This window comes from Apibacter sp. B3706 (assembly GCF_011082725.1).
Taxonomy (GTDB): Bacteria; Bacteroidota; Bacteroidia; order Flavobacteriales; family Weeksellaceae; genus Apibacter.
This window is the reverse complement of sequence record NZ_CP049715.1, coordinates 969,566-993,292: the sequence shown is the minus strand read 5'-3', so window position 1 is coordinate 993,292 and position 23,727 is coordinate 969,566. Positions and strand designations below refer to the sequence as shown.

Genomic DNA, 23,727 nt, shown 5'->3' with positions numbered 1-23,727 from the left:
TATTTTTATCTTGATTTATTTATAAAGATTTACTTTTCTCTAAACGCTCAATAAATTGAGCAATGATGAAATTTGCTTTTTCAACGTCTCCGGGAGTAAACTTCAAGGTCATTTTTAAATTTTTCATGGTTTTTCTTTTTTTATGATGTTATAAATTTTAAGCAGTCTATAATAATACGGTAGATATCCTTTTTTACCCGATTGATTTTTAAGGATGATTATTTCAGCTTTAATAAGTTTTTTAATCGCGTTTTCAGAATATAAATGACCATCTATTTTTATATTTTTTGGATAATTAATTAAATTGTCAAAAAATTCCTCAATCTCTGTTAAATACGGGTTTTTCATTTCAATTAAAAAGGAATTTCTTTTTCTTTAGAACTTAAAGAAGTATCTAAAATGTAAGTTTTTTCAATATTTAATATTCCCTGAGAGTGTAATAAAGAATAATTAAAAGCATAGCAACTCTGTGATCTTTCGCCCAGTCTGGTTGTTGCAGATCCACCAATTAAATATTTTTTAGCTCGAAAGTAATTTTTTAACGTAGTTTCATTCATTAAAGACGTACCTCTTCGTGAAGATTCTCTAAGCATATCTTGATAAATCTTCTTAAAATAAATATATAAAACTTTATCTGAATTAGTGTTATACCATTCTTCCGTTATGGTTTTACCTCCTTTTTTTACGCCTAATTTTACGGTTTTAGGTGAAATTATTTTAAAATCTTCATTCTCTTTTATTCTATTTTCATGTACTAGATATTCAAACATTGACCAAAAATCTGCTAAACCTTCACTTTCTGTTATCATATCTGAAGAATTAATTATCAATTCTTTACAAAGACGGTAAAAATATTCTTGCGTAAAAGGAAAATTAAAATTATCCCATAAAATATAGATCGGCGTTAATATTGCCAGATAATTATTAATCATTCGTTCTTGAACTTCTGTTCCTGCTAAATCCATTTTAAGATTTTTGGCAATTAATGCGTACATTTCGTGAAATTTAGTTACAACAACTTCTCTATGCCTGATAATATCTAAAATAAGCGAGGATAAACCGGTTTCTTCCCAACTCTTTAATAAATTATATTCTTGAATTTCTTCCGTTGTATAAGGCTTTTTAATGAAAGATAAAAGTAAAGATCTGGTAGCTAAGGAATTATCATCGCGTACCGGATAATATTGACCGGCATATATTAAAGATGAATTAACATTTGTAATTGAAGTTCGATTATCAACGGTAGCTTGCCCTTTTTCTCGTCCTCGTCCGTCATAAGCTCCTTTCATCGATTGAAACATAACATCGTGTATATTATCGTGATATTCTTCTAAAAAGGATATTGCGTTTTTTGTTCGAGCCAGTCTTCTGGTAAATCCTACAACGGTTCCCGAGTTTAAATCAAATGGATTCATCTTATAGAAGAAAAAGTTATGCAAAGAGTCTCCAAATCTTGATTTTCCGGATCCTTTTTCTCCGAATAATCCTAAATGAGGAAAAAAAGAAAATCTTTTAATTAAAATATCGCGAAATAAAGAAGCAAACACAAAGCCTATCCCCACAATTCCTTTATCTCCATATACTTTTACCAATTGAGACATCCATTGATTTATACTTATCGGGGACTTTCTATAAACAAAACATCTGTCGTTTTCGTACGGGTCATCATCTTCTCTGTTATATTTATATATCTCAGAAAAAGCAGGGGAGTAATAATGTTTAATGTTTTCTCTATATTCTGAATTTTCTTCATCCAATCCTTCAATCTGAATAATTCCATATTTATTGGTTCTTTTAAATTGATTTTCAAAATAAATTCCATCAGCAAAAGCAAAAAAACCTTCATTTTGCCAGCCTAATGTTTTTAACTCATAGGCCATTATGAAATCATTTAATATTTTTTTTGTAACCAATTTAAAATGCAGTGTAGATACATTACCTTCAAAGAAAAAAAATCCTTCTTGAATTAATGTTTCTTGTATTTTAGAAAAATTAACAAAATCTTTAGAATCAAAATCAATTAAGCGTTTATGGCCTAATTCATTAGTGATTTCACAAAGCCTTTTATTATCATTTCTTCCGTAGATGTGAAATAAGGCTTGAATAACAAAATTGGTCCCTTTAAAAAAATTACCATCTTTTGATTGGAAAAAATAGGCTTTATCTATTTCACAAAATCTATCTTTAATGTATTGTTCTTGATTCGCCCCGGGAGGAAGAAGAACATCTAATTTTACATTAGTAGTAGTAGATAAATCAGTTTTAGTTGATTTTAAGTTATCAAGCTTTTCATCTACAATTTTTTTTAAAACGGATTGTTTTTGTTTTAAAACTTTAGAAAGATCTTTAATATATAGATCTCTTTTAATTTCATCGGAAATAACACATAGAGTATCGCATATTTTTTGCACCGCAAAAGATATATCGTCAGGCGTTTCGCAATTTTTAATCAAATTTACAGCCTTCCAGTTTACGGCATCAGTCAAATTATCTTCTACCCATTGGATTAATTCAGTTCCTTTTTCACGCGCAAGATCATCAGGATCTTTGCCTTCGGGAGAAATAATAGTAGAAACTTTAAAGCTTTCCTTTAAAAGAATATCAATATCTCTAAATGTAGCTTTAAGTCCGGCTACATCTCCATCTCTCCATATTATTACATGGGCGCACAGTTTTTTTAATATTTTGGTGTGTTCAACAGTTAAAGACGTACCGCAAGTAGCAACAGCAAAAGACACCCCGTTTTGATGTAAAGAAATTACATCTGAATATCCTTCAACAAGAATAACTTTATTTTGTTTCCTTATCTCTCCTTTAGCCTGGTAAAGACCATAAAGGACCTTACTCTTATTATAAAGTATGGATTCAGTCGAATTTAAGTATTTGGCATACTTTAAATTTTCCGGAGCATCATTTCTTCTGCCACCAAAACCAATGACTTCTCCATAAAAATTTTGTATTGGAAAAACAAGACGGTCAATAAAAAAATCATAAGCTAGTTGATTTATTTCATTGGTTTTTGTCAGACCTAATTCTTTTGCTGCTGCTAAATAGCCTAATTCGATGGCTTCTTTCGAAAAAGAATTATTTTTTTCTTTAGGCGCATATCCAATTTTAAATTGAAGTATAGTTGAATCATCCCATTTTCTATTAGAGATCATCTTCTGTGCCCAATGTGTTGGAGGCAATTCAGAGAAAAACTTAATATATTTATCACAGGCTAATTGTGTTATTCTTTTTTTTATTTGATAATCTTCATATTTATTTTTCTCCTCATCATTGGTAAATTCTTCGTATTCTATAGCAATATTATTTAGTTTGGCCGCCTCTAACAATGCTTCATAAAAACTTATAGATTTGTATTCCATGATAAAATTAATGGCACTACCTCCTTTCCCTGTTGAAAAATCTTTCCAAATTTGTTTAGACGGGGAGATCATTAAAGAAGCTGTTTTTTCTGAGCCAAAGGGAGATAAAGCGCTATATCCTGAACCTGATTTTTTAATGTTAACATATTTTTCTATAACACTAACTACATCAATAGCATCCAATATTTTATCTATACACTCTTTCTTTATATATTTCATATTTTATTTTTTTTAAAGGAATCCTTATAAAAGGATTCCTTATAAACAAGAAAAAAAGATCACTAACTATAAACTATCTATTTTATAGATTCTAAAATTTCATTTATTTTATCTAAATGCGGTTTTATTTTATTTTGACATTCAAAATAGTCCTTACTAATAGTTTCGGCCGTTGTACTTTTCGCTTTTTTTGACAAAATTTGTCGAACAAAAGTTTCTGTGACTTGCCACTTTGCTGCTATTCTTTTAATTAATAGAATATTCCATTCATTTTTTTTGCTAGATTTGTTGTTCATAATTAAAAAGTATATCGACTTATATTTTATTTGAGAACAAATATAGTATGATATTTTCATACTAGAAAGAAAAAAGTAAGATATTTTCATACTGAAACAAAAAAAATATAAGATTTTCTCATACTTTATTTATATAATCTATTAATAATGAATGATATAGATATTTTATTAAAAATTTTTGAATACCTTTTTGATAATAAAATTATAAGAAGCCAAAAAGAATTTGCCGAAATCATAGGTGAATCAAAGGTTGGTTGGAATGATATTAAAAAAGGAAAAAAGAAAGTATCTATTATTCACTTACGTCATATAGCTTCAAGATTTAAGGAATTTAACCGAAACTTTATATTCATGGGAGAGGGGACCTTGTTAGAAAAGGAAGAATTAAATAATCCAGCTGTTGTTGAAAAAAATGCAGAAAATTCAAAAGATAGCGACAAGTCATTGTTACAAAGAATTGAATTTATAGAGAAGCGTTTAAAAATAACAGATAAAAAATAGAACAATTCCATAACCCATATATTTATATATACTTGAATTTTAGTATTGTAATTTCTTTTTTTCAATCCCTCCGTGGTCACAAAACAAGAAAAAAAAAACACTAAAATTCAAGTAACCTACTGAAATAATAGGGTATATAAGTAAAATTCGTTGAGTTATAATTTGGCTTTTTTTTAAATTTTTAGAACAAAATATAGAACAAGAATTTTTTTTGTTCTAAATAATAAAAAGTAAAATGTCAGATCCATACGAAAAAATATTAAATGCAATCCCAGAAGAAGATTTGAAAAAAATATTGAAAAAAATGGGGTATGTTAAAGTAAAAGAAAAGTAAGAAAAAAAATTAAAACCTAAGCCTATGACAGAAAAACAAAAGATAATGGAAGAGTATAGGCAACTACTTTTAACGAAATATTTTAAATCAAGAAATACAAAGTAGTAAGAATAAATTAAATTTTTATAAAATACTCATTTATTAAAAAAGAGAGGGTACTAAGAAAATTTAACTAGTTAATACAATTTTACATTAAATTTTTACTACTTCCGTTTTATTTACTATTTCTAATTTCCAATAGTCTTTTTAATGTTTCTGCTCAATATCAAATCCCCCTCTTGAAGACTTTCTTTATTACTATTATCCATACTATTGCCCTTAACTTCAATCATAATAAAATATCCCTTTAATTTTCTGTCAACAGATATAGGATAGGTAGGTAAATTTTTTATAAAATCTGTATTATCAAAATTTTTTTAATTATCGGAAATAGCATATTGGCAAATAATCGAAACTTGCATCTACATAATGCCTGCTTTAAGTTTTAAAAATTTTTTTCGGTAAATTATTATGGATTTGTTGGTAATGAAAGCGTAAGAAAAAATAAAAATTAATAGGAAATTTATATTTTTGAAAATGATTACTAAATTCAGATACGATATTTCTTTTTTAAGAGCTTTTTCTGTTATCTCAGTCTTATTATACCATTTTAAATTTTCTTATTTCAAAGGAGGATTTATTGGAGTTGACATTTTCTTTGTAATATCTGGTTATTTAATGTCAAAAATCATTTTATCAGGATTTGAGCAGCATAATTTTAATTTATTGAATTTTTATAAACGTAGAGTTTTAAGAATATTTCCTGCATTATTAGTAATGATTTTGTTTTTTTCAATAATCGTATTTTTTCTTTTACCAACTCAATTTTTAGTTTATTTAAAAAGTGCATTTTCCAGTAGTTTGTTTTTTTCTAATATTTATTACTACTTGAATAGTGGGTATTTTGATCAATCTTCTCAATATAATTTTTTACTTCATACATGGTCTTTAGCTGTTGAGTGGCAATTTTATCTTATATATCCCCTTCTCTTGTTGATCCTAAGAAAACTATATTTAACCAATAGATGCCTATTTAAAAAATTTTATTATTTATTAATATTATTTTCTCTTATTTCAATGTTATATCATAACAGTAATAGTAATTCCTTTTCATTTTATATTTTTTATACAAGAGCCTGGGAGATGATGTTGGGAGGAGCAGCTTTTCTAAATGAAAATAAATTAAAAAAAATATCTGAAAAATATAAAATATTGATCACCATTCTTTCTTTTATCGTGATTATTTATTTCACTTGTATAAATGATTTCAATGGTATTTGGCCGAATTTAATAACTATTATTCCGGTATTTTGTATTTCAGTAATAATTTCTATAAATTATGATTTTAGTATATACAAAAGTAAGATGGTTAATCATATTGGAGATTTATCCTATTCCATATATTTATACCATTGGCCATTTTATGTTCTAAGTTTATTCTTTGCTTTAGATACACGGGTTAGATACAGACTATTATTTATTTTATTGTCAATTATACTTTCAATTTTATCTTTTCATTTTGTTGAAAAAAGAAAATATGATAAAAAAGTTAAATATTTGTTATCAGGCAGCTTTATATTATTTTGTATTTCATTTGTTTTAACAAAACTTGATGCTAATATTTATTTTAAAAAAATTGGAAATCTGATTAACATAACAGCTAATTATAAATATAGTAATGAGGCTAATGAACAGTACAATTTGGGCAAAAAACATCTATTATCTACTCAAAAATTTGAAGATTATAATATAAAATATTGGGCAGTAAAAAATGATAGATTAAATGTTATATTATTGGGTGATAGCCATGCAGGAATGTTTTCCAAAACAATCAATAATCTTTTAGAAGAAAATAATATAAATTGTATACAAGTGACAGCAGATGCTACATATCCCATGTTGCATTCGAAGAGTCAATTTAAGGGGCCAATTAGCTTTTTTAACTATTTTTTTAAGATATATTTCCCTTTAAATCTTGAAAAAATTAAATTAGTTTTAATAAGTGCTAATTATGCAGCATATTCTAAAGATGAATTAATAAAAAAAATTAATTTTACTGATACGTATTTTAACAAATACAATATTAAAGTACTTTATTTAGGTCAAACAGATATTTATCCAATAGATTATCCAACCTATTATTATTTAAAAACCACCTATGGTAATGAATATAAAAATGATATAAAAAATAAAGAAAATTTAATTGAAATTAATAATTTCTTAAAACACTATTTGGGTAATAAATATATTGATTTAATGAACTATAAAATTAATAAGATATCTCCTAATTATATTCCTTATATGTATGATACGAATCATTTAACTTATTATGGCACAGAACAATATAAGTATCCTATAAAAAACAGAATATTAGAAGCAATAAATTAAAAATTTAAACCTTTTTATTTGTTTCTTAAATCTTACTTGTAAATATGAACTAAATTGTTATCAAAATGTAAGTAAGAACCATTAGATAAAATATAAATAAATTATCTAAACTATTTTAATAATAATAAGCATGATTAATTATTTTAGTTTAGAATATATAGTTTACTTAAGGATAAACACTTCCTCTATCACGCTAATTTTCACTGATAATAGTTATAGTTAAAGACGCATTCAATCTTTATTTACGTATAGTTTTAGCTAAAATAATAGTATGATTTAAAACTTTTTTAATTCTATATAGATCATTTTCAATAAAAAAATTTAAAACATTATATTTAAATAAAGATTTGTTAAGTATTTAATATTTTTTGTTTTTGAGAAAGATATTCTGATTCTGTCAAAATTCCCTTTTCTTTTAATTCATGTAATTTCAATAATTGATTTGAAATTTTAAAAGAAATATCTTCAGATAAATTTTTTGGAGTATGTTTAATGATCATATTTATGGTATCTTTTATTTCATTTGCATCTCGAACTCCTATTTGATATACTTTTCTAATAAATAATTTACTTATATCAACTCTATGTCTTTTAAAAAAAAGCATTGTACCAGGGTCAAAACAATCAATTAGTACCGCTGAATTATTTATATCTTTAATAAATATTTTAACACATACTTTTGTAACATATTTTTGTTTATGATGAGACTTGGTTGAACCTCCTACAACTGTTCCAAACAAACCAAAAAAAATACGGCTAAAAAAACCTCCTGCTACAAATTTCCTATTTGATAAATTAAAATATGTTATATCTTCAATGAATTTAACACCTAAAATATCTTTGAAATCAATATATATAGGTTCAAATTTACCTTTTAAAATAGCTATCTGTTTTCTTTTATCATCTACATTAAATGTGTAAAATTTACTATAACCAATAATCGTTTTTGAAGGAGTAAAATTATTATTAGATTTTAAAGGATTATCTTCGTCAATACGGCATTGAGATATTTCATAATATCTCCATATAATATACAAAATTGCTAATGTTATAATAATGATAATAAAAATTTTCATTTTAATTAAATTAATATATTATTGTTATTTTTTTATTTCTAACTAATTAAGATTTAATATGTTCATTCAAACATTTATGAAAGACCATAATCCCTAATCTAAATTTTTTAGTAATTTTTAATCAAAAGATATAAGGTTATTCATAAATTTTAAATAAAATTTCAATTATATTATATTTTTTTAAGAACCAATTTTTTGAAGAGCAATTCTTCTATTTAATAAATAATAAAGCTTTACAATTTTTTTATAATAAGATATTTATAATATAATTTGAATTAAAGAATTTATATATTACAACTTAAAAAATACATCTCTTTTTAATATATAAATTCTTATTTTTTTTCAAATATATAAATTATTTTATTTATTTAGCTTAATAAAAGAAAAAAATTATTTTCTTTTAATATAAATATTTTATGATCTCTTATACATTGCTTTATTCATAAGAGATAAATCATATTTTAACTATTTTAAAAATTTAATATAACTTATAAATATTTTTAAAACGTTTTATTAAAATATATTGATTAAATTAAAATAATTGATTATATACAATTTAAGTTTAAAAAAGAGGTAAGAAAAATCTTATCTGAACTTAAATTAATTTTATATTTTATTAATCTAACAATTAAATACTATACATATAAAATTAAGATAGCTAAGTTGGATACATAACATTTTGACAAAAACATGGAATTATATTTGTATATATAAGTAACAATTATTAAATAAAAAAATCCTGAGTTTTTATCTCAGGATTTCTTAAAGACTAATCAGATGGTTCTGCAAGTGAAATATTTTAGATTAACATTCAAATTATATATATAAAACTCTTACTATTGAAAAATAACTTGTATATGATATTTTTTGAAGTTATAAAAAAATAAAAAGGTTAGATTACGGAATTCCGTAAAATAAAAAATAATATTATAGTAAATTAGACTTTTCTTACTATGGAAGTGATATTTTTATATGTTATTTATTTTTTTAAACATATTTTTTACTATAAGTCATTTATATTATTAGATAGGATAATTTAATATTATATTACATAGTTAATTTTAAGTAATGATAAAAATTTATCATTAACATAGTAAGCTTAAAAAGCTGTTAACTAATATATTTAAAAAATCTTCTCTGAGTAGTAGAGGATCAATTTTGTTAAATATATACCTTCACTATTTTAAATTAATACTTAGCACTCTTCACTGCATTTTATCATAAAAAAACTAAATTTTATTTTTAATAATTTTTACAGTTTAAATAAATAAAATAATAATATGAATTATATAAAAAAAAATAAATATTTTTTAATTAAATCATACTAAAATTTTATAATATTTGTATATGATAAATATTATATTTATATAAATAAAATAATTTTATATATTTGTAGTATTAAAATAACAGATAGTTAATTTATTTTAATTTTTATATAACTGAATTTAGTATAAACCTTAAACACTAAACTTTATGAAGCATATTAGACCCTCTATTTCATTACTCACCTTAATTTATTTTATAGCAATGATTTGTGCTGTATATGTTAGTATACGTATTTTAATTAGATAATAAAATAATTATAGATTAATTTTATTTTTTGAGTTTTGTATTATAGCCTCCTATTATAGGAGGCTCTTTTAATTTGTTAAAAAAGGAATTAATTATTCAACATTTATTTTTTTAATTTTAAAAGCAAACTATTACTAACCACACTAACGCTGCTTAAAGCCATGGCAGCACCGGCAACCATTGGATTTAATAAAAAGCCATTGATAGGATATAATATACCCGCAGCGATAGGAATACCTATTATATTATAAATAAACGCCCAAAATAAATTTTGTTTAATAGTTTTAACCGTTTGCTTGGAAAGTTTAATTGCCTCAGTTATTTTTTGAAGATCTCCTGAAATTATAGTCATTTTAGCAACATCAATGGCAATATCAGATCCACGACCCATTGCGATACTAACATCCGCTTGGGCGAGGGCAGCACTATCATTAATACCATCTCCGACCATAGCCACAATTTTATTTTTAGGCGAAGCTTGAAGTTTTTTTATATAATCAATTTTATCCTGTGGAGAAACCTCGGCTTTAAATTTGTTAATTCCTACTTCATTAGCTACATAATTAGCAGTAGAAGGATTATCACCCGTTAGCATATGAACCTCAATTCCTAACATTTTAATCTGCTTAATAGCAGTTAGGGAAGTTGGTTTAATCTTATCTGAAATAGATATTCCTGCAACTATAGTATTTTCATTAGCAAATAAAATAGTAGTAGTAGCTTGTTTAAATTTATTATCCAACCAATTTTTAACTTTTATATCAATGGGAACTGAATGTTTAGATAACAAAGAAAGATTTCCAATAAAATATTTTTGATTATTGTAAATACCAATAATTCCTTGCCCTGATATATTTGTAATTTCTATGTTAGGAATAAAAGTTATGCTTTTATCATTCAAATAACTTACAATAGCCCCGGCTAAAGGATGTTCAGAGGATCGTTCAATACTATATAAAATGTTTTTTTCAAGATCATGCGTTGAACTAAACCATTTAAAATCTTCAACCTGAGGTTTACCTTCTGTAATCGTACCGGTTTTATCCAAAACTATCGCATTTATATTTTTGGTATTTTCCAAACTTTCTGCATCTTTAATTAAAATACCTTTTTCCGCACCTTTACCGATACCAACCATAATGGCTGTTGGAGTTGCTAAACCTAAAGCACACGGACAAGCAATAACCAATACGGTTACAAAGCTTTGAAAACCATAAATTATCCCTTGTTTACCACCGAAAATAATCCAAATAATCAACGATAAACAAGCAATAATAAAAACTGTGGGAACAAAAATTCCGGCAATTTTATCAACCAATTTTTGAACAGGAGCTTTACTGCCTTGGGCTTCTTGCACCGTCTGAATAATTTGAGATAAAAGAGTATCTTTACCCACTTTATCTGCATGAAATTGAAAACTTCCTTTCTGATTAATCGTTCCTGCAAATACTTTTGAACCTTTCACTTTTTCAATTGGAATGGGCTCACCACTGATCATACTTTCATCAACATACGAATTACCCGATAGAACTGTTCCATCCACCGCAATCTTTTCACCCGGTTTTACTAAAATGGTCATTCCAATTGAAACTGACTTAATAGGAATTTCATTTTGCTCATTTCCTTGAATTACAGTAATTGTTTTAGGTTGTAAACCTATTAACTTCTTGATGGCATAAGAAGTATTCCCTTTTGCTTTTTCTTCTAATATTTTACCTAATAAAACGAATGCAATAACTACAGCTGAAGCTTCAAAATATACATGCGGTTGCAATCCGCGTTTAATCCAAAACGAAGGAATTAATGTATTAAAAACGCTAAAAATATATGCGGTTCCCGTACTTACCGCTACCAGGGTATCCATATTGGCGGATCTATGTTTTGCTTGTTTATAAGCTCCCTTAAAAAATTGTTTTCCAAAAATAAAAACAACCGGTGTAGCTAAGATCCACATGATGTAATTTGCCCAATGTTGATGCATGAGTGACGGTGTCATCCCTATAATTAGTAAAGGAATGGAAAAAATCATGGCACCGATGGTTTTCCTTTTTAGAGCTTTGTAATGATTTTTTTGTATTTCTTCCAATGAATTTTGCGAATCATCATTTTCTTTGATAATCAAATCATAACCTGCTTCTTGGAGAGAGTCTTTCAATTTTTGCGGGGTTATCATTGAAGGTATGTATTCAATGTATGCCATTTCATTTGCATAATTTACCGAGGCGTTTATTACGCCCGGTTGCATTTTTAGAATATTTTGACTGCTATTGGCACAAGATGCGCAACTTAAGTTGAGTAAAGGAAAGTTGTTTTTAGTAACCGGAACTTTAACTTGTAAGTCTGTTAGAATCGGAACAGCCTTGGCTATGGCTTCATCAGGGTATTTACTGGTTATACGGATCCTTTGATTATTTAATTCTAAATTGCATGTATCAATTTCTTTTATAGATTGTAAAGCTTGGGTAATCTTGGAAACATCAGATTCATCAATGTTATTATTGAAGGGTATGTAATAATATACCGGATTATTTTTTTTAGAAGAATTCATAATTTTATTTCAGACTGAATATAAATTTAACTATCTATTTACCTATACAAAAGTAGGTTGAAAAGTATTGGAATATGTTATACAATTATGGAATAAATTTATAGTACAAAATTTCCTTAGTTTTTCATATTTTTGCAAAAGATTTAAAAAAAGGCCTCATAGTTCAATGGATAGAACAAAAGTTTCCTAAACTTTAGATGTGAGTTCGATCCTCGCTGGGGCTACTACGAAAAGACTTAATCTATTGTTTGCAGTATTTTGAGTCTTTTTTTATGTACTTGACCTTCACTATTATAATTTATCTATACTACAAACCAATTGAATAAAGAGCAACTTACATATTTCATAAAAGAAAAAGCCAAAGAATATTCTTTTATAGGATGTGGGATCTCTCGTTCAATATTTTTGGAAGAAGAAGCTCCAAAATTAGAAAAATGGCTTAAAGAAGGTTATCATGGAAACATGAAATATTTGGAAAATAACTTTGATAAAAGGCTTAATCCCGGATTACTTGTAGACGGTGCAAAATCAGTTATTTCCTTTTTATATAATTATTACCCGCAAGAAAAACAAAACACAGAAAGTTACCATATTGCTAAATATGCATATGGAGAAGACTATCACTTAGTAATACGTGAAAAATTACAAAAATTTGTAGAAGAAATCCAAGATAAAGTCGGTCAATTTTCCTATAGAGTATTTACAGATTCGGCTCCCGTGATGGAAAGAACATGGGCGCAAAAATCCGGCTTAGGTTGGATCGGAAAAAACTCACTCTTATTATCCAAACAAAAAGGTTCATTTTTTTTTCTTGCTGAAATCATTTGCGACCTCGAATTGAACTATGATGAAGCTTTTCCAACCAATCATTGCGGAAGCTGTACCCGTTGTATGGATGCTTGTCCCACCCAAGCCATCATATCTGAAAGGGTCATAGATTCCACAAAATGTATATCCTATTTAACCATAGAATTAAAAGATCAGATCGGAAAGGAGTTTGATGGAAAATTGAAAGATTGGATTTTTGGATGCGATATTTGTCAGGATGTTTGTCCGTGGAATAGATTTTCTACACCGCATACAGAAGAAAAATTTAATCCGCATCCCGATTTGTTATCCTATACTAAAAATGATTGGAATGATATTAGTGAAGAAGCCTTTAAAATACTATTTAAAAATTCAGCTGTTAAACGAACCAAATTTTCAGGTTTTCAAAGAAATATTCTCTTTAACAAAAAAACATAACCGTATTTACTTAATTATTCTTATCTATGGGTTTAAAATAAAAAACTGTAAATATTAAATACTGTATCTTTGTTATTTAAAAAATACATCAATTGGAGTTTGCAAACGTAATTATTCCACTTTCATTAGAGGGTGTTTTCACCTATCACATACCCATAGAATTACAAAACCACATTCAAATCGGGCAACGGGTGGTTGTTTCATTTGGAGAAAAAAAATTATATACGGCTATAGTGGAAAGTCTCCATAATAAGAAGCCGGAACTATATAAAACCAAAGAAATATATACTATCCTTGAAGATTACCCCTTAGCAACTCCAAAATTAATTGAATTTTGGAAATGGATTGCTGATTATTATATGTGCTCTTTAGGGGATGTATATAGAAATGCTTTTCCTTCAGCTTTAAAATTGGAAAGTGAAACATTTATCCGAAAAACTTCTCAAAATATAAATTGGGAAGAGTTGGACGAAAAGGAAACGTTCATTATGCAGAATCTCGAAATTAAAACTGCAATTAATTTAAAAGAAATAGAAGCTTTTTTAGCGAAAAAATACATAATTTCTACCATAAAATCTTTATATGATAAAAAATTAATTGAATTAGATGAGCAAATCATTGATAAATATAAACCCAAGAAACTAACTTATATCAAATTAAATCCTTTATTTGAAGATTCAGAACTATTTCAAAAAGCATTGGTCGATATTAATAGGGCGGAAAAACAAAGAGAAGCGTTACTATTATTTATTAAAATGCAACAACAGAGAGCAACATTCATACAAAAAAGAGAGCTGATTGAAATATCATCACCCTCTGTCGTTAAATCTCTGATTGAAAAAAAATATTTAGAAGAATTTCAACTCCAAAAAGATCGTATAGAAGAATATGATGATCATATCGAAGATTCTTATAAACTTTCTAACGTTCAAGATATAGCATTAAGAGAGATTGAAAAACAATTTCAAAAGTTTTCGACAGTTTTATTACATGGCGTAACTTCTTCCGGAAAAACCGAATTATATTTTCAATTGATTGAAAAACAAATTTCTAATTCTCGTAATTCCCTTTTTTTATTACCGGAAATATCCATTACAACGCAACTGGTAAGTAAAATAAAAAAACGTTTTGGCGATGAAGTAGGAGTTTATCATTCTAAACTCAATCAAAATGAACGAGTGGAAGTTTGGAAAAATACTTTAAAAAATAAGTATAAAGTAATTATCGGAGCTCGTTCGTCTATTTTTTTACCATTATCTAACATAGGATTAATTATTGTTGATGAAGAGCATGACAGCTCATATAAACAAACGGACACAAAACCCTTTTACCAAGCAAGAGATTGTGTACAAATCTTAGCGCAACAAAATAATTCAAAAGTTCTATTAGGATCTGCCACTCCCTCGATGGAAAGTTTTTATAATCATGAGCAGGGAAAATTTGGTTTAGTAGAGCTTAAGGAAAGGTTTGGCAATGTAAAACTTCCTGAAATAGAAATGGTTTCCTTATGTAAACCCACAGTAACCACCAATATATCGTATCGGTTACAAGAAGAAATCCATCAATGTTTAATTCAGAAAAAACAAGTTATTCTTTTTCATAACCGACGTGGATTTTCACCTATTTTGGAATGTAATGACTGCGGACATTCACCGTCGTGTCCTAATTGTGATGTTACCCTTACATATCATAAGGTAAGCTCAACCCTTCGTTGTCATTATTGCGGATATACTATGGCATTTCCCCAATCATGCCCAAGCTGCCATTCCCATGCTTTAGAAACGAAGGGAATCGGAACCCAGCAAATCGAAGAAGAGGTAAAACAGCTTTTCCCCGATGCTAACATTGCCCGTATGGATGTTGATACTATGAAACGCAAACATGCCTATGAAATATTATTTGAAAACATGGCTCTTAAAGAAATTGATATCCTTATCGGCACACAAATGGTAACCAAAGGACTTGATTTTGATGACGTTCAGTTGGTAGGAATCATACGTTCGGACTCTTTATTAAATCTGCCCAATTTCAGAGCAGAAGAAAAAGCATTGCAACTCTTGACTCAGGTAAGTGGTAGAGCCGGAAGACGAAAAGAAGGAAAAGTATTAATTCAAACTTTTGACCCGGAAAATCCGTTTTATTTATTTATTAAAGAGAATAACTATAATTTAGCAAAAGAAGGTATTTTAAGAGAACGTAAAGAATACTTATATCCTCCTTACTTTAGATTGATTGAATTGACTTTCAAGCATAAAAATAATGAAAAGGTTAAAAAAGCAGCTGCAATGGTAGGAGATTATCTGAAAAATTTTATTCATGAACCGTTCATTTTAGGACCGGAAGAAGGATTGATACCGAGGATAAATAATCAATTTATATATAAAATTCTTTTAAAAATACCATCTACAAAATCTACTAAAAATAGTAAAAAGTTTATAAAAGAAGCTATTTCAAAATTGCAAAACCTCTCGTCGTTTCGTTCGGTAAAAATTGATGTAGACGTTGATCCTTCTTAATCAATTTTTGATATACTATTTTTGAGTTACAATTAAATTATAGCTTAAAAATACAGCAAATAGCAAAGTGAATTTTAATTTGAGTAAAAGCAGGAATAGTTATAATTAGAATTATGGAGCATACCTTTGGATAATCCAATCCATATCTTGCAATGTATAAACAATCCGATCGTGTAGGCGATTAGGTCTGCCTTGCCAAAATTCAATTTGAAACGGTTTTACTAAATATCCTCCCCAATGTTCGGGTCTATTGATTTCATCCTTAGTTTTAGTAGAAAGTTCTAAATCTCTTAATTTATTTTCCAAATAATCTCGGTTAGGTATAACTTCACTTTGAGGAGATACAATTGCACCTAATTGACTACCCAAAGGACGGGAATGAAAATAACCGTCAGATAAATTGGGTGCCAATTTTTCTGCTATTCCATTAATGGTAACTTGTTTTTCAAGACTTTCCCAATAAAAATTTAAGCAGACATTCGGGTTTTTACTTATTGCTCTGCCTTTCCTGCTGTGATAATTAGTATAAAAAATAAATCCTTCCCAAGTATATTGTTTTAATAAAACCCTGCGGGTTCGGGGAATCAAATTATCTTCAACAGTTGAAAGAGCCATAGCATTGACTTCAGAAGCTTGATCACTTTGTTCAGCCAGTAAATACCATTCTCTGAATAGTTCCATCGGATTGTCTGTTATATCCGATTCGGTTAGCGAACCTAGTTTGTATATTTTTCTGCAATCAGATAAGTCTTCCATTAGTAAAAAATATGTAATTTTATGTCTCTAAGTTATAAAAGAAGATAAAAATGGATTACAAAGGTAAATTTTTAATTTCAAAACCTATCAGCTATGATTCTTTTTTTTCTAAAAGTGTAATTTTTATTACTGATTATGATATGTTAAAAGGAACTATAGGCTTCACTCTTACAAAAATATATCATCAAAAATTATCGGAGTTAGTTCCTGATATTGATATAGATATGGATGTTTATGTGGGAGGACCGGTCGATTCAGATCATCTTTTTGTTATCCATTCTCGACCTGATGTAATTGGAGGCAGTATTTCAATAAACGAAAAATACTATTGGTCCGGAGATTTTGAAGATATTAAAACAGCTTTAAAAGATAGTCTTATAAAACCGAATGAAATTCGTTTTTTTATCGGATATTCAGGTTGGAAGGCTAATCAATTAGAAAATGAAATTAAAAATGATGATTGGTTGGTAAGCGATAATAAAGAGTTAAATGTATTAAAATGGGAAGATCATTTATGGAAAAACCAACTGATAAAAGTAGATAAAAAGAATATAATTTGGATAAATTCTCCTAAAAATCCAAAATTAAATTAATATACTTTAATATAAATATTTTTTTATAAAACAATGATATGATATAATAATAAAAAATTATTTGTTTAATTTTTAATTTTTTTCCAACTAACCTTATAAAAATGAAAGTTATAATAAAATTATGAATTTTAACAATTTTTTTAATATTTTTGCAGATAAGTTAACATTATCTTATTTAGCTGACCAATATTATCATGAAAATTCACAATTTATTATTAATTTCAATATTGATAATTTTTGCCTGTTTTAATAGAATAAATTATTTCAATGGGCAAACTATTGGTAAGTCATATTCTAATCTTTACTTCAATAATTTACATCAAAATAAGAAATCAACAGATTTAAAAATTCATACTGAAAATTTTGTTTCAACCACCTCAAAAAAATTAGCAAGGAATTACGGAATTAAAGATATTTTTCTATGCTGTTTCCGCGATTTATATAATCAAAATATATTCAACACTTCATCTACTAATAAAGGCATTACAACCCGTGCTTTTAAAGTAAACCCATTCAAAACTCAAATGGTAACTAACTATAAATTATATATAATAGATGTCTTTGAATTATCAGAGACCTACTTTGTTTATTTTTCCAAAATATCATAAACTATTTAAAACCATTGATATCATACAATGGAAATAACAAAGAATGTAAAAGGAGCTATTTTTATAGCTCCTTTTTAAATTTATATTACAAATATTTAAAACTTTGATTATTTTTTATTGCTTTTAAAGCATTATAAATCATAAGAATAGTGTTTTCAACATCTTTTTTATGCACCATTTCAACCGTTGTGTGCATATAACGCAAAGGAAGAGAGATCAATGCAGATGGAATACCTCCGTTCGAATAAGCAAAAGCATCTGTATCGGTTCCGGTTACTCTACTGGAAGCTTGTCTCTGAAAAGGAATATTATTTTTTTCTGCACTATCAATTATTAATTCCCTTAAATTATTTTGTACGGCCGGCGCATAGGAAATTACCGGACCTTTACCACATTTTATTTCTCCGTGCTTCATCTTATTTATCATGGGAGTAGTAGTGTCATGAGTAACATCCGTAACTATAGCTACATCAGGTTTAATGGTTTGCGTGATCATTTCAGCTCCTCGCAATCCAACTTCCTCCTGAACAGCATTAGTGATATATAAACCATAATCGAGTGTATCTTTATTTTCCTTAATAAGCTTAGCTACTTCTGCAATCATAAATCCGCCGACACGGTTGTCTAGAGCTCTGCCGACAAAGTACGTATCATTTAATATAAAAAATTCATCCGGATATGTGATGATGCATCCCACGTGAATCCCTAATTCTTCAACTTCTTCTTTAGTGGAGGCACCACAATCAACCCATATAGTTTCTACTTTAGGCGGTTCTTCAACTCCGGTATAATTTCTGGTATGAATTGCCGGCCAACCGAATACACCGCTTACGATGCCTTTTTTAGTATGTATATGAACTTTTTTAGAAGGAGCAATCATATGATCGGATCCCCCATTGCGAATAACATAAATTAAGCCGTCATCAGTGATATAATTTACGAACCATGATATTTCATCTGCATGAGCTTCTATTACCACCTTATACTTTGATTCGGGATTAATAATTCCGTAAGAAGTTCCGTAATTATCGGTTCGGACTTCGTCCACATAAGGAGTAATATAATCCATCCATAATTTTTGTCCTTTACTTTCGGCTCCGGTGGGTGAGGGAGTATTAATATATTTTTCTAAAAATTTCAACGAATTTTCATTTATAATTGAATTTTTCATATTAACCTGTTTTTTACAAATGTACTAAATTTGGGAATAGTTTTTGACGGGATAAAATTTATGAACTTAAGAATTTTTACTCTTTTATTTATCTTGATTTTCAACATCGTTCTATGTCAAAAAACAGATTCATTAGAAACTACTATTCATTTTAATTCTGATTCAGTAATGCGTAATGAATCATCCCAATACAGCATTACGGAAGACAGTGTATTAATTGACTTAAAAACAATACAAGTAGAAGGTATGCCTAAGTTTAACAACAACTTAGATAAGAATCAGTACAACTGGCTTAAAAAAAGAGTTTTTAGAGTATATCCCTATTTTCTTATTGCACTCAAACAATACAATAATTTACACGATTCCTTAAACTTGAATTTAAATAATGCTGCTTTTCGTAAATATTTAAAAAAAAGGCAAAAGCAACTGTCCGAAGAATATGAAGGTAAACTAAAAGGATTAACCAAAACAGAAGGCAGAATATTTTCCAAATTAATGTATCGTTACACCGGTAAAACCGTTTATGAAATTATTAAAGAATTAAGGAACGGTTGGTCGGCTTTTTGGTGGAATGCAAAAGCGGGAGCTTTCGATATTGATTTAAAAGAACCTTTTGATCCTTATCATATCCGTGATGATGCCTTTGTAGAATCGATACTTCAAAGAGCTTTTCAACGTGGTGAGTTAATTCCGCCCAATGAATCAAATGATTAAAAAATTAAAAAAATCATGTTTTAACTATTTATTTTATAAACATTTTGATGAAGAGGTAAGTTGATGTATTTTTGGGAGTTTATATAAAATAATATAAAAAAACCAATGAAGAAAATTCTTGACTTGTTGTTTTCTACTAAAACAACAGCGATTATGTTGGTCATTTATGCCCTCTCTATGGCATGGGCAACTTTTGTAGAAAATGATTACGGTACTTCAGTTGCCAAGGCATTAATATACAATTCGAAATGGTTTGAACTGATCATGCTCATTTTAATCTTAAATTTCATAGGAAATATTAAAAAATATAAGCTTTGGTCTTTAAAAAAATGGCCCATTTTAACTTTTCATTTATCTTTTATCTTTATTTTTTTAGGAGGTGCTATCACAAGATATATTAGCTATGAAGGACAAATGCATATTAGAGAAGGAGAGACAAATAATGAAATAATATCAGATGCAACCTACTTTAAAGTACAAATTTCAAATTTTCAAGGAGAAACCAGAGCATATAAGGATATTCCTTTCACTTTAACCTCAGAAAATATTCCTTTTTTACTTAAGCCGTTTCAAAAGAAATTTTCTGCCAATTACGATTTTTTAGGTCAAAAGGTAAAATTAGAATCTGTAAAATTTATTCCAAGAGCTCAAGATTCAGTAGAAATAGCACCTTCAGGTAAAAAAATATTAAAAGTAATCTATTCAGGATCAAAGGGAAGAGAAACTATTTATATTGAAGAAGGAAGTGCCCGACAAGTTCAAAATTCAACCCTAAGTTTCAATAATTATCTTCAAGGAGCCATAAATATTACCACAGAAAATGAAGAAATCTATATTTCTTCGCCCATGAAGGGAAGGCGTATGATTATGACAACACAGGAAGAACTTCCGGTTGAAGGAAGCGATAAAAAACAAAAATTACATTTTGCCAGTCTCTATCAATTTCCCAATGTAAGTTTTGTGATACCAATTACTCCTCAATCGGGAAAAATTATTTATTATGAAGGGGATAAAAATAAAAATTCAGAGGATCCCGATCTTATTTACATGAAAGCCTCAACCAATCAACAATCTAAAGAATTTTTATTTTATGGAAAAAAAGGGTTAACCGGGGTTCAAAAACAAGTAGCCCTAGATAATTTGCTCATTTCTATAGGTTATGGTTCTAAAATCTATACCACTTCTCCATTTTCATTAAAACTGAATAAATTTATTATGGAACATTATCCGGGAAGTAACAGTCCTTCTTCATATGAATCCGATATATCCATTTTAGATAATGGAAAAGAAACACCTTTTAAAATTTATATGAATCACATACTCAATTACAAAGGATACCGATTTTTTCAATCCAGTTTTGATTCAGATTTAAAAGGAACCGTCCTTTCCGTTAATCACGATTTCTGGGGGACAACTTTAACCTATATAGGCTATGCATTATTAATAGTGGGAATGTTTATGACTATATTTTGGAAGGGGACAAGATTTTCTAAACTTAATGTTCAACTTAAAAAAATAGCTGCTCATAAAAAATCATTTCTTTTATTATTTCTTTTATTCAGTCAATATGCTTTTAGTCAAAATCCGGAGAAGAACGATCCGGACACCTTACCAAAATCTTCCGTCCATAAATCGGAAATTCATGAGCATACCCATAGTAAAAATACAACGTATTCAAAAGTAGTAGACGGGGAATCTTTTAGTAAAAGTATATACATTCCAAAATCACATTCAGATAAATTTGGGGCACTTTTGGTTCAATCATCCGAGGGACGAATAGAACCGGTGAATACATTGGCTTTAGAAATTTTACGAAAATTACATAAAAGCGAAAAATTCTTTGAGTTGGACGCTAATCAATTTTTTATTTCCATATCCACCAATCCTATGCTTTGGGCAAATGTTCCTTTACTCAAAATAGGAACTAAGGGAGGGGACCAATTAAAAAAAATTACTCAAGCAAATACAGAAGGTTATACCTCCTTAATGAATTTATTTACTACCCAACCGGATGGAACTCCCGATTTTATTTTGGAAAATGATTTTAAAAAAGCATTTAGAAAAAAACCGGCAGAAAGATCAAATTATGATAAAGAAATAATTGAGTTAAATGATAAGCTCCAAGTAATGCAAGGATTAATCAGCGGGTATTATTTAAAATTTATTCCTATACCCAACGATAAAAATCATACCTGGACTTCCTGGATTTTACCCGATATGAAAACTGATAGCGTTGCTTTGAATTTGTTGGGAGGGTATTTTAGAGCGATAGTAGTGGCTGAAAAAAATAATAATTGGAATCAAGCGGATGAAGCCCTGGAAAAAATATCCGATTATCAACTCAAATGGGGGAAAGAAATTATACCTTCTCAAGCCAAGATCAATTGGGAATTAAGATACAATAATTGGGATGTATTTTTTAAAATTATGATAATATATGCCGTACTGGGACTTGTATTATTAATATTGGCATTTACCAAACTATTTACTGAAAACTATAAGCTTTATTCTTGGTTAGAGGGTATTTTGTTAAGCCTAGTTATACTAGCTGCTCTTATACATGGAATGGGATTAGGGATTCGATGGTATGTTTCAGGACATGAACCCTGGTCCAACGGATACGAAGCGGTACTGTTCATAAGTTGGATAAGTGTATTGGCCGGTTTTCTCTTATATCGAAACAGAAATGGATTTATCCCTGCGGCAGGTTGTTTAGTTGCAGTTATCTTAATGGGATTTGCTCATGGAGGAGATCAGATGAATCCACAAATTACGCCTTTAGTTCCTGTGTTAAAATCATATTGGCTAATGATCCATGTTGCGGTAATTACATCCAGCTATGGTTTTTTCGGATTGAGTGCCTTAATAGGAACCGTAGTTTTATTTTTGTTTATAATAAACCGTAAAGATATTTCTTATAAAGTTGAAAATTCAATTAAAGAATTAACTATTGTAAATGAGCTATCATTGACAATTGGTATTTTTTTATTAACTATCGGAACATTTTTAGGCGGTATCTGGGCAAATGAAAGCTGGGGGCGGTACTGGAGTTGGGATCCTAAAGAAACTTGGGCATTTATCTCCGTAATAGTTTATGCGGTTGTCTTACACCTGCGATTAGTTCCTAATTGGAGGGGTAAATACCTGTTTAATTTTTTATCTTTAGCAGCTTTTTCGACCATTATAATGACATATTTTGGTGTAAATTATTATCTATCGGGTTTACACTCTTACGCACAAGGAGATCCGGTTCCTATACCTTTATGGGTATATATTGTACTATTATTGGTTGCTATATTAGGATTAACTTCATATATAGCCCAAAAAAGAAAATTCAATTCCTAAAAAAGTTAAATAAATAAACAAAATATAAAATATAGTTATAAATGTTTCAAAAAAGATAAATTAATAGAGAATCAAGCTTGTTAAAATCAATTACGTTCCTAGATAACCTTATTAATTACATAAAAATAAAATTATTTACATCAATTACATATTTATTAATGAAAAAAAAATAACTATATGATAAATAAATACTAAAGACAAGGAAAATATCAAGAATTATGATTACATTTGCAACCTACAAATAGTAGATTTATAATTTACTAAAACTATTGTTCCTTTAAAAAAAATTTCCGATGACATTATTTATAAGTCGCATAAATGTTTATGATTTATTCAGGAGTTTACAGTTTACTATATAATAAAAACAAAAATATACTTTAAAAGCCTAAAGTATAAGCTAAAAAAAGAGACTCAGAAATTTTTATGATAAAAATTTCT

At 28.0% G+C, this 23,727-nt stretch carries 15 protein-coding genes and 1 tRNA gene; 9 read left to right on the top strand and 7 right to left on the bottom strand.

Going from position 1 to position 23,727, the window contains the following annotated elements:
• Nucleotides 1-123 precede the first annotated feature (123 nt).
• The 3 genes from G8C41_RS04470 to G8C41_RS04460 form a co-directional block, all read right to left on the bottom strand.
• A complete protein-coding gene (locus tag G8C41_RS04470; RefSeq protein WP_160567547.1) occupies nt 124-348 on the bottom strand; it encodes a DUF6965 family protein in 225 nt (74 codons plus the stop codon).
• 5 nt (nt 349-353) lie between these two features.
• The gene (dnaG, locus tag G8C41_RS04465) at nt 354-3,587 is read right to left on the bottom strand and encodes a DNA primase (protein ID WP_160594133.1); all 3,234 of its coding nucleotides are present in this window, start codon (nt 3,585-3,587) and stop codon (nt 354-356) included.
• Between the two features lie 77 nt (nt 3,588-3,664).
• Nucleotides 3,665-3,883, bottom strand: a complete 219-nt coding sequence (locus G8C41_RS04460; RefSeq protein ID WP_160566018.1) for a hypothetical protein — start codon at nt 3,881-3,883, stop codon at nt 3,665-3,667.
• A 147-nt stretch (nt 3,884-4,030) separates the two neighbouring features.
• On the opposite strand from G8C41_RS04460, the gene G8C41_RS04455 reads away from it, so the two are divergent.
• Both G8C41_RS04455 and G8C41_RS04450 read left to right on the top strand, forming a co-directional pair.
• Entirely contained in the window at nt 4,031-4,384 is a 354-nt protein-coding gene (locus G8C41_RS04455; protein ID WP_160566021.1) for a hypothetical protein, read from the top strand.
• A gap of 910 nt (nt 4,385-5,294) precedes the next feature.
• A complete protein-coding gene (locus G8C41_RS04450; protein ID WP_166006303.1) occupies nt 5,295-7,145 on the top strand; it encodes an acyltransferase family protein in 1,851 nt (616 codons plus the stop codon).
• A 350-nt stretch (nt 7,146-7,495) separates the two neighbouring features.
• Here G8C41_RS04450 and G8C41_RS04445 read toward each other — a convergent pair whose 3' ends face one another.
• Entirely contained in the window at nt 7,496-8,221 is a 726-nt protein-coding gene (locus G8C41_RS04445; protein WP_166006301.1) for an SHOCT domain-containing protein, read from the bottom strand.
• Nucleotides 8,222-9,896: 1,675 nt separating this feature from the next.
• Nucleotides 9,897-12,341, bottom strand: a complete 2,445-nt coding sequence (locus tag G8C41_RS04440) for a heavy metal translocating P-type ATPase (protein WP_166006298.1) — start codon at nt 12,339-12,341, stop codon at nt 9,897-9,899.
• Nucleotides 12,342-12,493: 152 nt separating this feature from the next.
• On the opposite strand from G8C41_RS04440, the gene G8C41_RS04435 reads away from it, so the two are divergent.
• The 3 genes from G8C41_RS04435 to priA all read left to right on the top strand — a co-directional run bounded on the left by G8C41_RS04435 (nt 12,494) and on the right by priA (nt 16,102).
• Nucleotides 12,494-12,565, top strand: a tRNA-Arg gene (locus tag G8C41_RS04435).
• 94 nt (nt 12,566-12,659) lie between these two features.
• Nucleotides 12,660-13,586, top strand: coding sequence for a tRNA epoxyqueuosine(34) reductase QueG (gene queG / locus G8C41_RS04430; protein WP_160566033.1), 927 nt, complete (start codon nt 12,660-12,662; stop codon nt 13,584-13,586).
• Nucleotides 13,587-13,678: 92 nt separating this feature from the next.
• Complete coding sequence (gene priA / locus G8C41_RS04425; RefSeq protein WP_255467069.1) at nt 13,679-16,102, top strand: primosomal protein N'; 2,424 nt, start codon at nt 13,679-13,681, stop codon at nt 16,100-16,102.
• A gap of 111 nt (nt 16,103-16,213) precedes the next feature.
• On the opposite strand, the gene pdxH is transcribed toward priA, so the two are convergent.
• Entirely contained in the window at nt 16,214-16,858 is a 645-nt protein-coding gene (gene pdxH, locus G8C41_RS04420; RefSeq protein WP_166006296.1) for a pyridoxamine 5'-phosphate oxidase, read from the bottom strand.
• Nucleotides 16,859-16,908: 50 nt separating this feature from the next.
• Here pdxH and G8C41_RS04415 point away from each other — a divergent pair, with 50 nt between their 5' ends.
• Both G8C41_RS04415 and G8C41_RS04410 read left to right on the top strand, forming a co-directional pair.
• Nucleotides 16,909-17,451, top strand: coding sequence for a YqgE/AlgH family protein (locus tag G8C41_RS04415; protein ID WP_160566039.1), 543 nt, complete (start codon nt 16,909-16,911; stop codon nt 17,449-17,451).
• 194 nt (nt 17,452-17,645) lie between these two features.
• Entirely contained in the window at nt 17,646-18,059 is a 414-nt protein-coding gene (locus G8C41_RS04410; RefSeq protein ID WP_160566042.1) for a hypothetical protein, read from the top strand.
• Nucleotides 18,060-18,144: 85 nt separating this feature from the next.
• Here G8C41_RS04410 and G8C41_RS04405 read toward each other — a convergent pair whose 3' ends face one another.
• Entirely contained in the window at nt 18,145-19,230 is a 1,086-nt protein-coding gene (locus tag G8C41_RS04405; RefSeq protein WP_160566045.1) for a M42 family metallopeptidase, read from the bottom strand.
• A gap of 60 nt (nt 19,231-19,290) precedes the next feature.
• Here G8C41_RS04405 and G8C41_RS04400 point away from each other — a divergent pair, with 60 nt between their 5' ends.
• Nucleotides 19,291-19,944: a DUF4294 domain-containing protein gene (locus G8C41_RS04400; RefSeq protein WP_160566048.1), complete on the top strand. Its 654-nt coding sequence runs from the start codon at nt 19,291-19,293 to the stop codon at nt 19,942-19,944.
• Nucleotides 19,945-20,049: 105 nt separating this feature from the next.
• Nucleotides 20,050-23,289: a c-type cytochrome biogenesis protein CcsB gene (gene ccsB / locus G8C41_RS04395; RefSeq protein ID WP_166006294.1), complete on the top strand. Its 3,240-nt coding sequence runs from the start codon at nt 20,050-20,052 to the stop codon at nt 23,287-23,289.
• The last annotated feature ends 438 nt before the right edge of the window (nt 23,290-23,727 follow it).

Coding starts and splice junctions, on each gene's coding strand:
- G8C41_RS04400 (WP_160566048.1), top strand. CDS start 19,291: ATGAACTTAAGAATTTTTACTCTTTTATTTATCTTGATTTTCAACATC.
- G8C41_RS04410 (WP_160566042.1), top strand. CDS start 17,646: ATGAAAATTCACAATTTATTATTAATTTCAATATTGATAATTTTTGCC.
- G8C41_RS04405 (WP_160566045.1), bottom strand. CDS start 19,230: ATGAAAAATTCAATTATAAATGAAAATTCGTTGAAATTTTTAGAAAAA.
- G8C41_RS04455 (WP_160566021.1), top strand. CDS start 4,031: ATGAATGATATAGATATTTTATTAAAAATTTTTGAATACCTTTTTGAT.
- ccsB (WP_166006294.1), top strand. CDS start 20,050: ATGAAGAAAATTCTTGACTTGTTGTTTTCTACTAAAACAACAGCGATT.
- pdxH (WP_166006296.1), bottom strand. CDS start 16,858: ATGGAAGACTTATCTGATTGCAGAAAAATATACAAACTAGGTTCGCTA.
- G8C41_RS04415 (WP_160566039.1), top strand. CDS start 16,909: ATGGATTACAAAGGTAAATTTTTAATTTCAAAACCTATCAGCTATGAT.
- G8C41_RS04470 (WP_160567547.1), bottom strand. CDS start 348: ATGAAAAACCCGTATTTAACAGAGATTGAGGAATTTTTTGACAATTTA.
- G8C41_RS04460 (WP_160566018.1), bottom strand. CDS start 3,883: ATGAACAACAAATCTAGCAAAAAAAATGAATGGAATATTCTATTAATT.
- G8C41_RS04445 (WP_166006301.1), bottom strand. CDS start 8,221: ATGAAAATTTTTATTATCATTATTATAACATTAGCAATTTTGTATATT.
- G8C41_RS04450 (WP_166006303.1), top strand. CDS start 5,295: ATGATTACTAAATTCAGATACGATATTTCTTTTTTAAGAGCTTTTTCT.
- G8C41_RS04440 (WP_166006298.1), bottom strand. CDS start 12,341: ATGAATTCTTCTAAAAAAAATAATCCGGTATATTATTACATACCCTTC.
- dnaG (WP_160594133.1), bottom strand. CDS start 3,587: ATGAAATATATAAAGAAAGAGTGTATAGATAAAATATTGGATGCTATT.